At 70.1% G+C, this 14,196-nt stretch carries 14 protein-coding genes; 8 read left to right on the forward strand and 6 right to left on the reverse strand.

What is annotated here, in order from left to right:
• Nucleotides 1-88: 88 nt before the first annotated feature.
• The 3 genes from E1P53_RS01630 to E1P53_RS01640 all read left to right on the forward strand — a co-directional run bounded on the left by E1P53_RS01630 (nt 89) and on the right by E1P53_RS01640 (nt 5,211).
• Nucleotides 89-2,488: an acetyl-CoA acetyltransferase gene (locus E1P53_RS01630; protein WP_131733264.1), complete on the forward strand. Its 2,400-nt coding sequence runs from the start codon at nt 89-91 to the stop codon at nt 2,486-2,488.
• A 305-nt stretch (nt 2,489-2,793) separates the two neighbouring features.
• On the forward strand, nt 2,794-4,026 hold the full coding sequence (locus E1P53_RS01635; RefSeq protein WP_131733265.1) for an acyl-CoA dehydrogenase family protein: 1,233 nt from the start codon (nt 2,794-2,796) through the stop codon (nt 4,024-4,026).
• Nucleotides 4,027-4,047: 21 nt separating this feature from the next.
• A complete protein-coding gene (locus E1P53_RS01640) occupies nt 4,048-5,211 on the forward strand; it encodes an acyl-CoA dehydrogenase family protein (protein WP_131733266.1) in 1,164 nt (387 codons plus the stop codon).
• Nucleotides 5,212-5,357: 146 nt separating this feature from the next.
• On the opposite strand, the gene E1P53_RS01645 is transcribed toward E1P53_RS01640, so the two are convergent.
• Nucleotides 5,358-6,149, reverse strand: a complete 792-nt coding sequence (locus E1P53_RS01645; protein WP_006898655.1) for an enoyl-CoA hydratase — start codon at nt 6,147-6,149, stop codon at nt 5,358-5,360.
• 24 nt (nt 6,150-6,173) lie between these two features.
• Nucleotides 6,174-6,707: a hypothetical protein gene (locus E1P53_RS01650; protein WP_131733267.1), complete on the reverse strand. Its 534-nt coding sequence runs from the start codon at nt 6,705-6,707 to the stop codon at nt 6,174-6,176.
• Between the two features lie 56 nt (nt 6,708-6,763).
• On the opposite strand from E1P53_RS01650, the gene E1P53_RS01655 reads away from it, so the two are divergent.
• Nucleotides 6,764-7,849: an NADH:flavin oxidoreductase/NADH oxidase gene (locus tag E1P53_RS01655; protein ID WP_040526200.1), complete on the forward strand. Its 1,086-nt coding sequence runs from the start codon at nt 6,764-6,766 to the stop codon at nt 7,847-7,849.
• A gap of 84 nt (nt 7,850-7,933) precedes the next feature.
• On the opposite strand, the gene E1P53_RS01660 is transcribed toward E1P53_RS01655, so the two are convergent.
• Complete coding sequence (locus E1P53_RS01660) at nt 7,934-8,527, reverse strand: TetR/AcrR family transcriptional regulator (RefSeq protein ID WP_244941089.1); 594 nt, start codon at nt 8,525-8,527, stop codon at nt 7,934-7,936.
• A gap of 91 nt (nt 8,528-8,618) precedes the next feature.
• Between E1P53_RS01660 and E1P53_RS01665 the strand changes: the two genes are divergently transcribed.
• A complete protein-coding gene (locus E1P53_RS01665; RefSeq protein WP_131733268.1) occupies nt 8,619-9,929 on the forward strand; it encodes a cytochrome P450 in 1,311 nt (436 codons plus the stop codon).
• Between the two features lie 271 nt (nt 9,930-10,200).
• Entirely contained in the window at nt 10,201-10,536 is a 336-nt protein-coding gene (locus E1P53_RS01670; RefSeq protein WP_006898660.1) for a transglycosylase family protein, read from the forward strand.
• A 101-nt stretch (nt 10,537-10,637) separates the two neighbouring features.
• Here E1P53_RS01670 and E1P53_RS01675 read toward each other — a convergent pair whose 3' ends face one another.
• A complete protein-coding gene (locus E1P53_RS01675; RefSeq protein ID WP_006898661.1) occupies nt 10,638-11,075 on the reverse strand; it encodes an Rv0313 family protein in 438 nt (145 codons plus the stop codon).
• Nucleotides 11,076-11,172: 97 nt separating this feature from the next.
• Entirely contained in the window at nt 11,173-11,352 is a 180-nt protein-coding gene (locus E1P53_RS01680) for a hypothetical protein (RefSeq protein ID WP_006898662.1), read from the reverse strand.
• Nucleotides 11,353-11,417: 65 nt separating this feature from the next.
• Between E1P53_RS01680 and E1P53_RS01685 the strand changes: the two genes are divergently transcribed.
• Nucleotides 11,418-12,161 carry a hypothetical protein gene (locus tag E1P53_RS01685; RefSeq protein WP_006898663.1) on the forward strand — a complete coding sequence of 248 codons (744 nt, stop codon included), beginning with the start codon at nt 11,418-11,420 and terminating at the stop codon, nt 12,159-12,161.
• 122 nt (nt 12,162-12,283) lie between these two features.
• Nucleotides 12,284-13,486 (forward strand): RtcB family protein, encoded by a 1,203-nt coding sequence (locus E1P53_RS01690; protein WP_131733269.1) that lies wholly within the window; start codon nt 12,284-12,286, stop codon nt 13,484-13,486.
• 14 nt (nt 13,487-13,500) lie between these two features.
• On the opposite strand, the gene urtE is transcribed toward E1P53_RS01690, so the two are convergent.
• Nucleotides 13,501-14,193, reverse strand: a complete 693-nt coding sequence (urtE, locus tag E1P53_RS01695; RefSeq protein WP_006898665.1) for an urea ABC transporter ATP-binding subunit UrtE — start codon at nt 14,191-14,193, stop codon at nt 13,501-13,503.
• Nucleotides 14,194-14,196 lie beyond the last annotated feature (3 nt).

Raw genomic sequence — 14,196 nt, forward strand, 5'->3', positions numbered from 1 at the left:
ACGTCAGACTCCGTGCGGGGACCGCCATCGCGTGCCGAGACCGGACCGCAATGAGATGTCGGTACACGTTTGTGTCAATCTATGGGGCATGTCTCTCTCGATCGCTGATCTCGATCCGAACACCCCCGTCATCGTCGGCGTGGGTCAGGCGTCCGAGCGCCTGACCGATCCGGGCTACGAAGCGCTCGGCGAGGCCGACCTCGCGGCCCGCGCCGTCACCGCAGCCCTCGCCGACGCCGACGGCGCCGACCTGCCCTCCGCGGTCGACACCATCGCCGCAATCCGGTCGTTCGAGATCTCGACCCCCCTGTCCGCCGCTCCCCTCGGCCGCCCCGACAACATGCCGCGCGCCATCGGCAAGCGCGTCGGGATCGACCCCCGCCGCGCCATCCAGCCGGGCACCGGCGGCCAGACCCCGCAGACGGTGCTGTCCGAGCTGGCCGATGACATCGCGGCCGGCCGGTCGGCGGCCGCCATCATCACCGGTGCCGAGGCCATCTCGACCGTGCGTCACCTGCAGTCCAAGCCCGACGGCGAGCGCCCGAGCTTCGCCGAGGAGGTCGGCGGCCAGCTCGATGACCGCGGCTACGACCTGAAGGGCATCGTCACCGTCGCCGAGATGCGGCACGGCCTCACCACGGTGATCCCGCAGTACGCACTGCTGGAGAACGCGCGCCGCCACAACACCGGCCTGTCGCGCGCCGACTACGCCAAGGCGATGGGCGAGCTGTTCGCCCCGTTCACCAAGGTCGCCGCCGCCAACCCGCACTCGGCCGCCCCCACCGAGCGCACCGCCGAGGAGCTGGTGACGGTCACCCCCGAGAACCGTCTCATCGCCGACCCGTTCACCCGCTACATCGTCGCCCGCGACCAGGTGAACCAGGCCGCGGCCGTGCTGGTGATGTCGGTCCGCGCCGCGCAGGCCGCCGGCATCGACCCGTCGAAGTGGGTGTTCCTGCACGGCCACGCCAAGACCGTCGAGCGCACCGCGCTCGCGCGCCCCGACCTCGGTTCCGCGCCCGCCGCCCCGGCCGCGGTCCGCCACGCCCTCGAGGTCGCCGGCATCGGCCTCGACGACGTGGCGTTCATGGACATCTACAGCTGTTTCCCGATCGCCGTCTTCAACATCCTCGACGCCCTGGGCATCGCCCCCGACGACCCGCGCGGCCTGACCCTGACCGGCGGCCTGCCGTTCTTCGGCGGCCCCGGCAACAACTACTCGCTGCACGCGATCGCCGAGGTGGTCGATCGCGCCCGTAGGTCGCCGGGCGAGTTCGGCCTGGTCATCGCCAACGGCGGTGTGCTCAGCAAGCATGCGGCCGGCGTCTACTCGACGACCCCCGCCCCGTGGCGCCCCGACACCAGCGAGCCGGTGCAGGCCGCCCTCGACGCGGTGCCGACGGTCCCCACGATCGGCGACGCCGACGGTCCGGCGATCCTCGAGTCCTACACGGTGGTCCCGTCCAAGAGCGGCAAGCGGACCGGCGTCGTGGTCGGCCGCCTCGTCGACGACTCCGCCCCGAACGGTCTCGGCGCGCGGTTCCTGGCGAACCTGGACTCCGACGACGACGAGTTCTTCGACCTGCTGCTGAACTCCGACGACCCGGTGGGCACGAAGATCTTCGTGCGTTCGTTCGACAAGGGCAACCGCGTCAAGCTCAGCGAGGAGGCGATGCGCGCGAAGTACCCGGCCGTCGCCCCGGCGTTCAAGGACAGCTACGAGCACGTCGAGATCCGCCGCGACGGCCACCTGCTCGAGGTGATCATCAACCGGCCCGACGCGCGCAACGCGCTCAACCCGGCCGCGAACGCCGAGCTCGACTCGATCTTCGACGCCTATTTCGCCGACGACGACCTGTGGGTTGCGATCCTGACCGGTGCGGGCGACAAGGCCTTCTCCGCCGGCAACGACCTCGCCGCGACCACCAGCCCGGCCGCGCTGTCGGTGCCGAAGAACGGTTTCGCCGGTCTCACCGCGCGTGAGCACCTGCCCAAGCCGGTCATCGCCGCGGTCAACGGCTTTGCGCTCGGCGGCGGCTGCGAGATCGCCATGGCCTGCCACATCATCGTCGCCGACGAGAACGCCTCGTTCGGCCTGCCCGAGGTGAAGGTCGGATTGGCCGCCGCCGCAGGCGGTCTCGTGCGGCTGCCGCGCATGATCCCGCCGGCGCTGGCCCGCGACCTGATCCTGACCGGCCGCCGCATCTCGGCCTCCGAGGCCGCCGCCGCGGGCCTGGTCAGCCGAGTCGCCCCGGCCGGCAAGGTGATGGACCTCGCGCGCGAGGTCGCCGAGGAGATCCTGTCCGCCTCGCCCACCGCAGTGCGGGCGTCGATCGCGACGATGGAGCAGTCCGACGGCATCACCGACACCATCGAGGCCGTCCGCGCGAGCACCAACGTGCTCGACTCGCTGATCGTCAGCGGCGACACCCTCGAGGGCATCATGGCCTTCGTGATGAAGCGCAAGCCGGAGTGGAAGGGCCGCTGACGCTCTTCCCGCGCGTCGCAACGGGATTCAGCTGACACGACGCCCGGCCCGGTGGCATGTGCCGCCGGGCCGGGCGTCGTCGTGTGACGACCCTCGACACGCTGGGCCGACACCCTGGTGTCGTCCTCTGTCCCGAAGACGCCGGCGACGGCGGACTCCGACGAGCGGATCCCGCGGACGACCCGCCGCTCGTCACACCCGGGGCAGAATGGTGATCCGGGCTACGCTCCGGAGCGAACATTCGGTAGATTGCTAGCCGACCCAAATCTGACCACGACCGTTTACAGATAGGTTGCGCACCGCTCATGGACATGAACTGGTCCCCCGAGGACATCGCGTTCCGCGACGAGGTACGGGCGTTCCTCGACGAGAAACTGACTCCCGACCTGCGCGCCGCGGGCACCCTGCGGACGTCGGTCTACGCCGATCACGAGGCCGCCATGAAGTGGCAGGCCATCCTCCACGAGCGCGGCTGGGCCGCGCCGGCGTGGCCGGTCGAGTACGGCGGTTGCGACTGGACCCTGACCCAGCACTACATCTTCAGCCGTGAGTCGATCCTGGCCGGCGCACCCGCGCTGTCGCCGATGGGCATCCGCATGGTCTCGCACGCGATCATGGCCTTCGGCACCCAGGAACAAAAGGACTTCTTCCTCCCCGGCATCCTCGACGGCAGCGTGTTCTTCTGCCAGGGCTACTCCGAGCCGGAGGCCGGTTCCGACCTCGCATCGCTGTCGATGGCCGCGGTCGACGACGGCGACGACCTCGTCGTCACCGGTTCCAAGATCTGGACCACCCACGCGGCGGAGGCCAACTGGATCTTCTGCCTCGTCCGCACCTCGCGCCAGGACAAGAAGCAGAAGGGGATCACCTTCCTGCTGATCGACATGACCTCGCCGGGCATCGAGGTCCAGCCGCTGGTCTTCGCCTCGGGCGAGCAGGTCCAGGCACAGGTGTTCTTCGACGGCGTCCGCGTCCCCAAGAAGAACGTCCTCGGCAAGATCGACGACGGCTGGACCGTCGCGAAGTACCTCCTGGTGTTCGAGCGCGGCGGCGGCGCGGCCGCACCGGCCCTGCAGGTCATGGCCGAGAACCTCGGGCGCGACGCCGCCACGGTCACCGGCCCGGACGGCCGCCCGCTGTCGGAGGATCCGGCATTCGCCCACAAGCTCAACGACATCCAGGTCCGCGCCAAGATCCTCGAGGTCCTCGAATACCGCGCCCTGGCCGCGATGAGCGCCGGCAAGGACCCCGGCTCGATCGCGTCGATGCTGAAGATCCTCGGCACCGAGCTCAGCCAGGAGATCACCACCCTGGCCCTGGAGGCGGCCGGACCGCACGGCCGCGTCTTCCAGCCGCACGCCACCCGCCCGGGCGGTCCGATCTTCCAGTACACGCCGCCCACCGACGGCTACGTCAGCGGCGCGGACTGGCAGGCCGTCGCCCCGCTGCACTACTTCAACGACCGCGCCGGTTCGATCTACGCGGGCAGCAACGAAATCCAACGCAACATCCTGGCCAAAGCGGCTCTGGGTCTCTAAGCGGGTCACAGGAGAAAACTGATGGACTTCACACTCACCCCCGAACAGCAGCTGCTCGCCGACGGCCTCGCCAAGTTCCTCGAGGCGCGCTACGACCTGCAGACCAGCCGCGAGGCCGCGAAGGTCGGCGAGGGCTGGCAACCCGCGATCTGGAAGGCCTTCGTCGAGGACCTCGGCGTCGTCGGCGCCTGCCTGCCCGAGGAGGTCGGCGGATTCGGCGGTGGCGCAGAGGAATTGATGGTCGTCACCGAGGCCCTCGGGCACGCGCTGGTCATCGAGCCCTTCGTCGACACCGTCGTCCTCGGAGCCGGCCTGCTCGGTGCCACCGGCAACGACGCGGCACGCGCGGCCGCCACCCGGATCGCCGAGGGCGAGGCGCTCAGCGCGCTCGCCGCACTCGAGGACGGCTCGGGCGGAGTGCTCTCGCACATCGAGACCACCGCCACCCGCGACGGCGACGTCTGGGTTCTCGACGGCGCGAAGATCGTGGTCACCACCGCGCCGCTGGCCGACTATCTGCTCGTCACCGCCCGCACGTCCGGTGTCGCGAACGACCGCGCCGGGGTGTCGCTGTTCCTCATCGACCTCTCCGACGGCGCTCCGGCCGGCCTCGAGATGCACCGCCTGCGCACCATCGACGACCGTCAGGCCGCCGACATCACCTTCGGCGACGTGCGCCTGCCGGCCGACGCCCTCATCGCCGAGGACGCCATCGACATCCTCGAGAAGGCCTGGGACACCGCCACCGCCGCGGTCGTGTCCGAGGCCGTGGGCCTGATGCGCAAGGTGTTCACCGACACCGTCGAGTACTCCAAGCAGCGCGAGCAGTTCGGCGTGCCGATCGGCAGCTTCCAGGTCCTGCAGCACCGCATGGTGGACATGCACCTGCAGCTCGAGCAGTCGGTCGCCGCTCAGTACCTGGCGATCCTCTCCCTCGACAAGTCCCCGGCCGAGCGTGCCGCCGCGGTCTCGGCCGCCAAGGCCACGATCAGCAAGGCCGCACGTTTCATCGGCCAGAACGCCGTGCAGCTGCACGGCGGCATGGGCATGACCGAGGAACTGGCGATCGGCCACTACTTCAAGCGCCTGACCGCGATCGAGTACGAATTCGGCACCGCCGACGCACATCTCGCACGCTTTGCGAAGGCGACCGCGGAGGCCGCCACGGAGGCCGCCGGAGCCTGAGCCCGTCCCGACGCCACCGTCGGTCGTCCCGCCCGGGGTGACCGACGGTGGCGTCTGGCATGTCGGTCCACGCAGATGCGGCCGCACACACGCCGCGACCGCCACCCCGGGTGCGCCCGAGGCCGCCGCTCAGGTCGTTGCGTTCCTCAGCTGTCGGTCCACACCGGTTCGCGCTTGGCGAGGAACGCCGAGATCCCCTCCTGCGCATCACAGGTCATCGCGTTGGCCGCCATCGTCTCCGACATCTCCGCGTACGCCGACGCCTCGTCGAGCTCGATCTGGGTGTAGAAGGCCTGCTTGCCGATCGACACGGTCCGCGCGCTCGACCCGGCGATCTTGCGCGCCAGCTCGCGTACGGTGCTCTCGAGCTCGTCGTCGTCGACGACCCCGCTGAGCAACCCCCAGTCGAAGGCGGTCTCGGCGTCGATCGGATCGCCGGTCAGCAGCATGTGCATCGCCCGCTTGCGACCCACGGCACGGCTCAGCGCGACCATCGGCGTCGAGCAGAACAGTCCGATCCGCACCCCCGGTGTCGAGAACGTCGCGCTGCGTCCGGCGACCGCGAGGTCGCACGTCGCGACGAGCTGGCACCCGGCGGCGAAGGCCATCCCGGCGACCTCGGCGATGACCGGCTGGCGGATCTCGTGGACCGTGCGCATCAACTCGGTGCAGGTCTCGAAGACGGCGCGCTCGTCGTCGAGGGTCCGGTCGACGAGTTCGCCCAGGTCGTGCCCCGCGGAGAACGCGGGTCCGAGCGCCCGGATCACCACGACACGCACCGCGGGATCGGCGTCGAAGCCGCGGAGGCCGGCGGTGATCGCCTGCATCGTGGTGGTGGACAGCGGATTCCGGCGGCGAGGGTTGCTCAGGGTGATGACCCCGAGCGGGGCCTGCACCTCCACGGTCACCGACTGCGTGCCTGTGGCGGTCTCGGTCATCGATGGGTTCCTTTCTTCGGCGGGTCACTCCCCCGGGATCGCGTAGCGCGAGCCGACGGCGAGGTGGATGGTGTAGGCGATCACAGCCGCCAGAAAGACCAGTACCGGGACGAGCAGCGCCCAGGTGTCGGTTCCGTGGTCGCCGGCGCGGGTGAGGACGACGAGGAGCCAGGCCATCAACAGAAGGGTCGCCGCGCCGATCAGGCCCATGTCCTCCGACAGCATGCGGTTGAGCCGGTCGCGGTTCTCCGGTCGTGTCCAGTACTCCTTGCGCCGGCGGTTCGGCAGGTTCACGGCGCTCGCCGGGATCCGGGCGAGCAGCCATCCCATGCCGCCGAAGGCGATCACGATCCCCGCCGCCGTCAGGCCGAACACCGTCAGCAGCTCCCGCTTGGAATCCCAGCGGGTGACCTCGCCGTCGGGCCCGACGTGACCGGCGACCGTCTCCGGCCCGGCCACCGCCACCGCGGCCCACACCAGAACGAACACGGCCGCCGACGGCCACAGGGCGAACCGGCGCCATCCGCCATCCTGCGGATTCGAGACGGGATGCGTCATGGATCACAACCTACCGCCCGGGAACAGCGCCGCCTCACCCCGTGTTGACGGTGTTCGTGACCAACACCGCTCTCTTCGAACCGATCACGCTCCGCGACGTCACCGTCCCCAACCGGGTCTGGCTGGCACCGATGTGCCAGTACAGCTGCTTCGCCGGTGACGGCATCCCCACCGACTGGCACCTCGTGCACCTCGGGGCGCGTGCGACGGGCGGCTTCGGACTGTTGCTCACCGAGGCCGTCGCCGTCGTCCCGGAGGGCCGCATCACTCCCCATGACGCCGGGCTGTGGAACGACGACCAGGCCCGCGCCTGGTCGCGCGTCGTCGACTTCGCGCATTCACAGGGCGCGGTCATCGGCACCCAGCTGGCCCATGCCGGCCGCAAGGCGTCGACCCACTCCCCGTTCGCGGACCGCTCCGGCACCATCGGGCCCGAGGACGGCGGCTGGGTCACCGTCGGGCCCTCCGAGGTGCCCTTCGAGGGGCTGGCCGCCCCGGCCGCCCTCACGACCGATCAGATCGCCGAGGTCGTCGAGGCGTTCGCGCAGGCAGCCCGCCGCGCCGACGCCGCGGGTTTCGACGTCGTGGAGATCCATGCGGCACACGGATACCTGCTGCACGAGTTCCTGTCGCCGTTCTCCAACACCCGAACCGACGAATACGGCGGCGATTTCGCCGGCCGCACCCGTCTGGTCATCGAGGTCGCCGAGGCGGTCCGTGCGGCATGGCCCGAGTCGAAGCCGCTGTTCGTCCGCTTGTCCGCCACCGAATGGCGCGACGGCGGCTGGGGCGTCGACGACACGGCCCGCTTGTCGGAGATACTCGGTGCCCGCGGTGTGGATCTGATCGACGTCTCCTCCGGCGGCAACGTGATCGCCGAGGTCCCGGTCGGCCCGGGGTACCAGGTCGACCTGGCACGCGCCGTCCACCGCGAGTCCGGGATGCCGACCGCGGCCGTCGGCCTCATCACCGAACCGGATCAGGCCGAGAAGATCGCCGGGGACGACGACGTGACCGCCGTCTTCTTCGGGAGGGTCGCGCTGCGCGAGCCGTCGTGGCCGCAGCGCGCCGCGCACGAGTTGGGCCTGAGCCGCGACGAGGCTCCGTACCCGCCGCAATACCTGCGGGGCGCCTGGCGCTGACCGCAGGCCCCTCGCACTCGGGTCCCGTCGATCGACCGTGACGGGGGCCGCCGGCACGCCGGTGACGCGTCCACGACCCACGACTCAGTCGGCTCCCGGCCCCATCAGCGCCAGGCAGGCCGCGGTGGCGGGTTCGATGATCTCGGTGAGCGGCGATCCGGACTCGACCGCGCTCGCCGTCAGTTCGCGGACCCCGCCCCACAGGAACACCGCACGCTGCGGGCTCATCGGCTTCACCCCGGCGGCGGCGAGCGTCGGCGTCGAGGTCAGTCCGACGAACAGGTCGATCCAGTCCTGCATGGCCTCGTTCTTGACCCTCGCCGCGGCACCGCCGAGCGCGGGCAGCTCGCGGATCCACGAGAGCATCAGCCCCGGATACCGCTCGCTGGTCGCGACGTAGGCCGTCACCGCCTGGCGCACCTGCTCTTCCGGTGACGCCTCGCCGTCCACGCTCGCCGCGATCTCGGAGATCATGAACCTGTTGGTCTCGCGCAGCAGCGCGAAGAAGCAGTCCTGCTTGTCGGCGAATTCCTGATAGAAGGTACGGCGCGACATCTGTGCCACGCGCACGATGTCGGCGATCGTGGTCTCCCGGTATCCCGACTCGGTCACGCACCGCAGCATCGCGGCGAGGAGACGTCCCCTCGTCGACGACGCGTCGCTCGACCACAGTTCCACAGCAGTGAGGATATGCCCCTTGTGCTCGCGCGGTACGCATGAGTACCGTCGTGGTACGCACGCGTACCACGACATGGGAGGCGACGACGCGATGAGTGCACCGGTCCTGGACGACGAGACGGCCCTGCCACCCGCGACGCGCCTGCCGTCGGCGGTGCAGGGACTGGCCGCGGTGACCTCCCGCCGCCTGTTCTTCGGACGCCTCCACGACCGCTTCGGCTCGGCGTTCACCGTCGACCTGCCGGTCTTCGGACCGTCCGTGGTCATCTCCGACGCCACGCTGGCGCGCGAGCTGTTCACCGCCGGCGACAAGGTCATCAACGTCCAGCCGAACCTGGGCCGCATCCTCGGGGCCGGTTCGATCTTCTCGCTCGAGGGACGCGAGCACCGGGCGCGCCGCAAGCTGCTGACCCCGCCGCTGCACGGGAAACGGATGAAGACCTACGAGCAGATCGTGGAGGAAGAGGTCCGGGCCGAGACCTCCACCTGGCCGACGGAGACCGAGTTCGCCTCCATGGAGCCGATGATGCGGATCACGCTCAACGTGATCCTGCGCGCCGTGTTCGGCGCCGTCGGCAAGGACCTCGACCACCTGCACCGCCTGATCCCGCCCACCGTCGTCGCCGGCTCACGCGCGGCGACCGTCCCCGAACTCCCCCGCGTGCTGGGCAGGGTCGACCCCAACCGGCGATACGCACGCCTGCACGCCGAGTGCATGGAGTACCTCGCCGACCTGATCACCAGGTCTCGCAACGATCCCGTGCTCGAGGAGCGCGACGACATCCTCGCACTGATGCTGCGCAGTCGCTACGACGACGGAACCCCGATGAGCGACGCCGAGATCGCCGACGAGCTGGTGACCATGCTCGCCGCCGGGCACGAGACGACGGGGACAACCCTCGCGTGGGCGTTCGAGCGCATCCGTCGCCACCCCGACATCCTCGCCCGCCTGGTCGCCGAGGTCGACGAGGGCGGCAGCGAGTACCGGCACGCGACCATCCTGGAGACGCAGCGCAGCCGGCCGGTGATCGACTTCGCCGCGCGCCACGTGGTCGCCGAACACCTCGAGCTCGGCCCGTGGCGGATTCCGCGCGGATACAACGTCATGGTCTCGATCGCGCTGCTCCATGACGACAGCCGCGAATTCGCCGACCCGGACCGCTTCGACCCGGGCCGGTTCCTCGGCACCACCCCGTCGCCGGCGTGGCTCCCCTTCGGCGGCGGCACCCGGCGCTGCATCGGGGCCGCGTTCGCGACGATGGAGATGGACGTGGTGCTGCGGACCGTGCTGAGCGAGTTCGAGGTGCTCCCCACCGACGCCCGCCCGGAGCGCTTCTTCTCCCGCGGGGTCGCCTACGCCCCGTCCCGCGGCGGGCGCCTCGCCGTGCGTCGGCGCGCCTAGCGCCTATCGCAACCCGGAGAGCGTGATCCACCGCACTGCCTGCGTGTGACCTTGGTCATCGAACGCGCTCGAACATGCCGCGACGCCGGTTGTCCCGGAATTGCGCCATGCGCTGGGCATTCACCGCAAAGCTAACGCCGTTATCACGGCGTGATCGTAACTCCGCAGGTCACGGCGTCGACGTGACCTGACCGTTACCAACCCGTATGGTCGGCCACGGTCCAGATCAACCACCTTTCCGACCCCGGGTGGTGAAGGAGGAACAAAGACCATGCGTATGACCAAGACCCACATGACCAAGCTCGTCACCCGTGCCGCAGTCGTCGGCGCCCTGACCGCCGCCCCGCTGACCATGCTGGCGTCCAACGCCTCGGCCGACTCGGGCAACTGGGACGCCGTCGCCCAGTGCGAGAGCGGTGGCAACTGGGCCATCGACACCGGCAACGGCTACTACGGCGGCCTGCAGTTCTCCCAGAGCACCTGGGAGGCCAACGGCGGCTCGGGCAACCCGGCCAACGCCTCGCGCGAGGAGCAGATCCGCGTCGCCGAGAACGTGCTGGCCACCCAGGGCCCGGGCGCCTGGCCGACCTGCGGCGCCTACCTCTGATCTTTCCGGCGCCCCGCGTGCCGTGAGCCAGATGCACACGAGGCCGGTGAGTCCGTCGACGGACTCACCGGCCTCTGTCGTGTCCGGCCGTGTGGCCGGACTCAGTCGCTCTTCTCCTCGGCACCCTTCTCCTCGGCGCCGGGATCGCCGTCGGAGGACTCGTCGAGTGCGCTGACCGCGATCCCGTAGGGCAGGAACCGGACCTTGCGCCGCGGGTCGGTGTTGTTCTTGTTGGCGCGCAGGGCGTCGAGCTCGGTCGCGAAGACCTGCTCCACGCGTGCACCGCCGTCGTCGTCGACGTAGAAGACCGCCCACACGCCGGCACCCGCCTCGCCGGTGGTCTCCGGGCGCGGCTGGGTCCTGGTGCGGCCCCGCGCCGCGTCGTCGAAGAACATCGAGAAGGCCCCGGCGCCCGGCTGGCCCTCGAAGAGCTTGCCGAACACCTCGCGGAGTCCGTCTCCGGCCTCACGCGCGAATCGGTCGAAGTCCTCGGGGCCGAAGTTGAAGGCTCCGCCCCCGAATCCACTGTTGTCGGACATGGCGTTCCCATCTGGCGAGCTGTGCGGCCGACCGTGCGGCCGGCGCCGCTTCCAGTCTCCTCAGATTCCGCGTGACGCGCCACCACGAGGTCGGGCGTCAGCCCGAAGCGCCGCTCGACTCCGACCTCTCGGCCTCCTCCAGCCGCCGATGCAGACGCTCGCGGACGTCGTCGGCGGTGTACGCCCTCCGCCGGCGCTGATCCCTCGCCACCAGCACGCCGCCGGTCGCGACGCCCACCGCACCCGCCAGACCGAACCACTTCCACACACTCCCCATGCGGGCAGCTTAGGCCCGTCGGCGGCCCGGTGGCCGACGCCCGTCCCGGGCTCTAGTCTTCGGACATGCCCCGCAGCCACCGACGCCCGCCCACCGATTTCTCCGGGCGCCCGGGCGGGGTCTCTCTGACGTCCGCGCTCGACGCGACGAGAACCGGGGACATCTGGCTGTTCCGCGGACACTCCGGACCCGACCGCGCCATCCGCACCCTGACCAATGCGCCGGTGAACCACGTCGCCATGGCCGTCTGCATCGACGACCTGCCGCCCCTGCTCTGGCACGCCGAGCTCGGCGACACACTGGCCGACGTGTGGACCGGCTCGCGGCACCGCGGGGTCCAGCTGCACGACGCGCGCGAGGCCGTCGAACAGTGGATGGTGCGCTACGAGCAGGCGTGCTGGCTCCGCCAGCTCACCCCGGAGGTCACCCGTCCCCACGAGGACAGACTCCTGCAGGTGATCGCCCGGCTGGACGGCACGCCCTTCCCCACCACCGCCCGCCTCGCCGGCCGGTGGTTCCGCGGACGCGTCCCGAACTCGGCCGACCTCGTCCGCGGAATCCCCTACCTCGAACGCAAGGTCGGCCGGCGGCGGTCCCGGCGGGATGGCGATCCCGCCGCCGAGCGGACCGGCCTGGAGACCGCCTACTGCGCCGAGGTCGTCGGTATCACCTACCGCGACATGGGGATTCTCGACACCACCAAGGATGCCAACTGGTTCGACCCGGGACGATTCTGGAGCGGGGACCGGCTCCCGTTGCATCCGCCGTACTCGCTGGGCGAGGAGGTCGCCGTGCACCTCGATCGATGAACAGCCGAGATGCCGCTGCGCATAAAAACGATTGACGCCGCCGCCGGCGGTGCGATGAACTGACCGGCCGGTGCGGGCCACGAACCGGCACCGATCAGATCCGTCATCCGAGGGGGAACACCATGCCCGAGATGATCGCACCGAGGGTACTCAACTTCGCGTCGATCCTCGACGACACGACAAGGGCTCAGGCACAGGAGATCTCGTCGCTTCCGTTCATCCACCCGCACGTCGCGCTGATGCCCGACGCCCACGCCGGCAAGGGATCGGCGGTCGGCACGGTCATCCCGACCGTCGACGCCGTGATCCCGGCCGCGGTCGGCGTCGACATCGGTTGCGGGATGATCGGCGTGCAGACGTCTGTCGCCGCCGAGGACATCGCCGGCTTCGACCTCGCCGATCTGCGGCACCGGGTCGAGGCGACGATCCCGTTGTCACCGGGCAACTACAACACGACGCTGCGGTACTCGCACACGCGGGCCCGCATCGACTCGCTCGAGGAGATGGCGTCGGCCGAGGGCGTCGACCTGTCGCATTCGCCGAAGTGGCGAGAGCAGTTGGGTTCGCTCGGGGGCGGCAACCACTTCATCGAGTTGTGCGAGCAGGTATCCGGCGACGGCACGGGCAGCGTCTGGCTGTTCCTCCACTCCGGCAGCCGCGGTGTGGGAAACAAGATCGCGCAGAAGCACATCCGGATCGCGCAGAAGCTGTGCCGCCGGTGGCACATCCCCCTGGCTCATCCCGATCTCGCGTACCTGGCCTCGGGCACGGACGAGTTCGGCGCCTATATCCGCGAGTTGCGCTGGGCGCAGGCCTTCGCCTACGAGAACCGCGCCGAGATGATGGACCGGTTCGTCACCGTGTTCGGCGAGTGGTTGGCCGACAACTCGTTCCGGCCTCGAAAGAGGCTCGAGGAGCGCCGCATCAACTGCCACCACAACTACACCGAGAAGGTCGAGATCGCCGGCGCGAAGGTGTGGCTGACCCGCAAGGGCGCGATCGACGCGAGCGTCGGCACCCACGGTCTCATCCCGGGATCGATGGGCACGGCGTCCTACGTCGTGCGCGGCAAGGGCAACGAGTCGGGGCTGTTCTCCGCACCGCATGGTGCGGGCCGTGCCTTCTCGCGGTCCGCCGCGCGCAAGAGGTTCACGCTCGACGATCTCGCCGAGGCGATGATCGGCATCGAGTACCGGCACGGCGAGGAGTGGATCGACGAGATCCCGGCGGCCTACAAGCCGATCGACCAGATCATGGCCGACGCCGCCGAGCTCGTCGAGGTCGAGGCGGTGTTGCGTCAGCTGATGAACGTGAAGGGCGTGTGAGGCCGGCGGCGCGCCTAGATCGTCATCGTCTCCCGGACGGCGGCCTCGGCGCCGGCACCACCGGCACCCGACGAGGTGACACGGCCGCTCTCGAGCACGTAATACTGTTGCGCCGCTTGGAGGGCGAAGCCGATGTGCTGCTCCACGAGCAGCACGCCGAGGCCTCCGCGCCGGGTGAGCGCGGTGATGGTCTGCTCGATCTCGGCGACCACCGAGGGCTGGATGCCCTCGGTGGGTTCGTCGAGGATCAGCATGCGCGGTTCGGTGATGAGCGCCCGCGCGATGGCGAGCTGCTGGCGCTGGCCGCCCGACAGCAGGCCGGCGCGTCGTCCCAGCAGCTCCTTCAGCGCCGGGAACATCTCCAGCATCTCCTCGATCAGTTCCTTGCCGCGCTTCCGGCCGTCCGCGACGACCTGCAGGTTCTCCGCGGTCGTGAGGTGCGGAAAGCTCTGTTGGCCCTGTGGGACATAGGCGATGCCCTGTTTCACCCGCGCGCTCGGCCGTGCCCTGGTGATGTCGACGCCGTCGAAGGTGACCGCGCCCCTGGTGGTCTTGACGAGCCCGACCACCGCACGGAGCAGCGTGGTCTTGCCGGCGCCGTTGTGGCCCATGACCGCGACGACGCCGTCGGCCGGGACCTCGATGTCCACGCCGTGGATGACCTCGGTCCGGCCGTACCCGGCGCAGACCCCCGACAGTTTCAGCATCGC

This window comes from Gordonia paraffinivorans (genome assembly GCF_900683595.1).
GTDB classification, from domain to species: Bacteria; Actinomycetota; Actinomycetes; order Mycobacteriales; family Mycobacteriaceae; genus Gordonia; species Gordonia paraffinivorans.

Excerpts from the sequence above, each read along its gene's own strand:
- E1P53_RS01630 (WP_131733264.1), top strand. The coding sequence starts at position 89 with ATGTCTCTCTCGATCGCTGATCTCGATCCGAACACCCCCGTCATCGTC.
- E1P53_RS01635 (WP_131733265.1), top strand. The coding sequence starts at position 2,794 with ATGGACATGAACTGGTCCCCCGAGGACATCGCGTTCCGCGACGAGGTA.
- E1P53_RS01640 (WP_131733266.1), top strand. The coding sequence starts at position 4,048 with ATGGACTTCACACTCACCCCCGAACAGCAGCTGCTCGCCGACGGCCTC.
- E1P53_RS01645 (WP_006898655.1), bottom strand. The coding sequence starts at position 6,149 with ATGACCGAGACCGCCACAGGCACGCAGTCGGTGACCGTGGAGGTGCAG.
- E1P53_RS01650 (WP_131733267.1), bottom strand. The coding sequence starts at position 6,707 with ATGACGCATCCCGTCTCGAATCCGCAGGATGGCGGATGGCGCCGGTTC.
- E1P53_RS01665 (WP_131733268.1), top strand. The coding sequence starts at position 8,619 with ATGAGTGCACCGGTCCTGGACGACGAGACGGCCCTGCCACCCGCGACG.
- E1P53_RS01670 (WP_006898660.1), top strand. The coding sequence starts at position 10,201 with ATGCGTATGACCAAGACCCACATGACCAAGCTCGTCACCCGTGCCGCA.
- E1P53_RS01675 (WP_006898661.1), bottom strand. The coding sequence starts at position 11,075 with ATGTCCGACAACAGTGGATTCGGGGGCGGAGCCTTCAACTTCGGCCCC.
- E1P53_RS01680 (WP_006898662.1), bottom strand. The coding sequence starts at position 11,352 with ATGGGGAGTGTGTGGAAGTGGTTCGGTCTGGCGGGTGCGGTGGGCGTC.
- E1P53_RS01685 (WP_006898663.1), top strand. The coding sequence starts at position 11,418 with ATGCCCCGCAGCCACCGACGCCCGCCCACCGATTTCTCCGGGCGCCCG.
- E1P53_RS01690 (WP_131733269.1), top strand. The coding sequence starts at position 12,284 with ATGCCCGAGATGATCGCACCGAGGGTACTCAACTTCGCGTCGATCCTC.
- urtE (WP_006898665.1), bottom strand. The coding sequence starts at position 14,193 with ATGCTGAAACTGTCGGGGGTCTGCGCCGGGTACGGCCGGACCGAGGTC.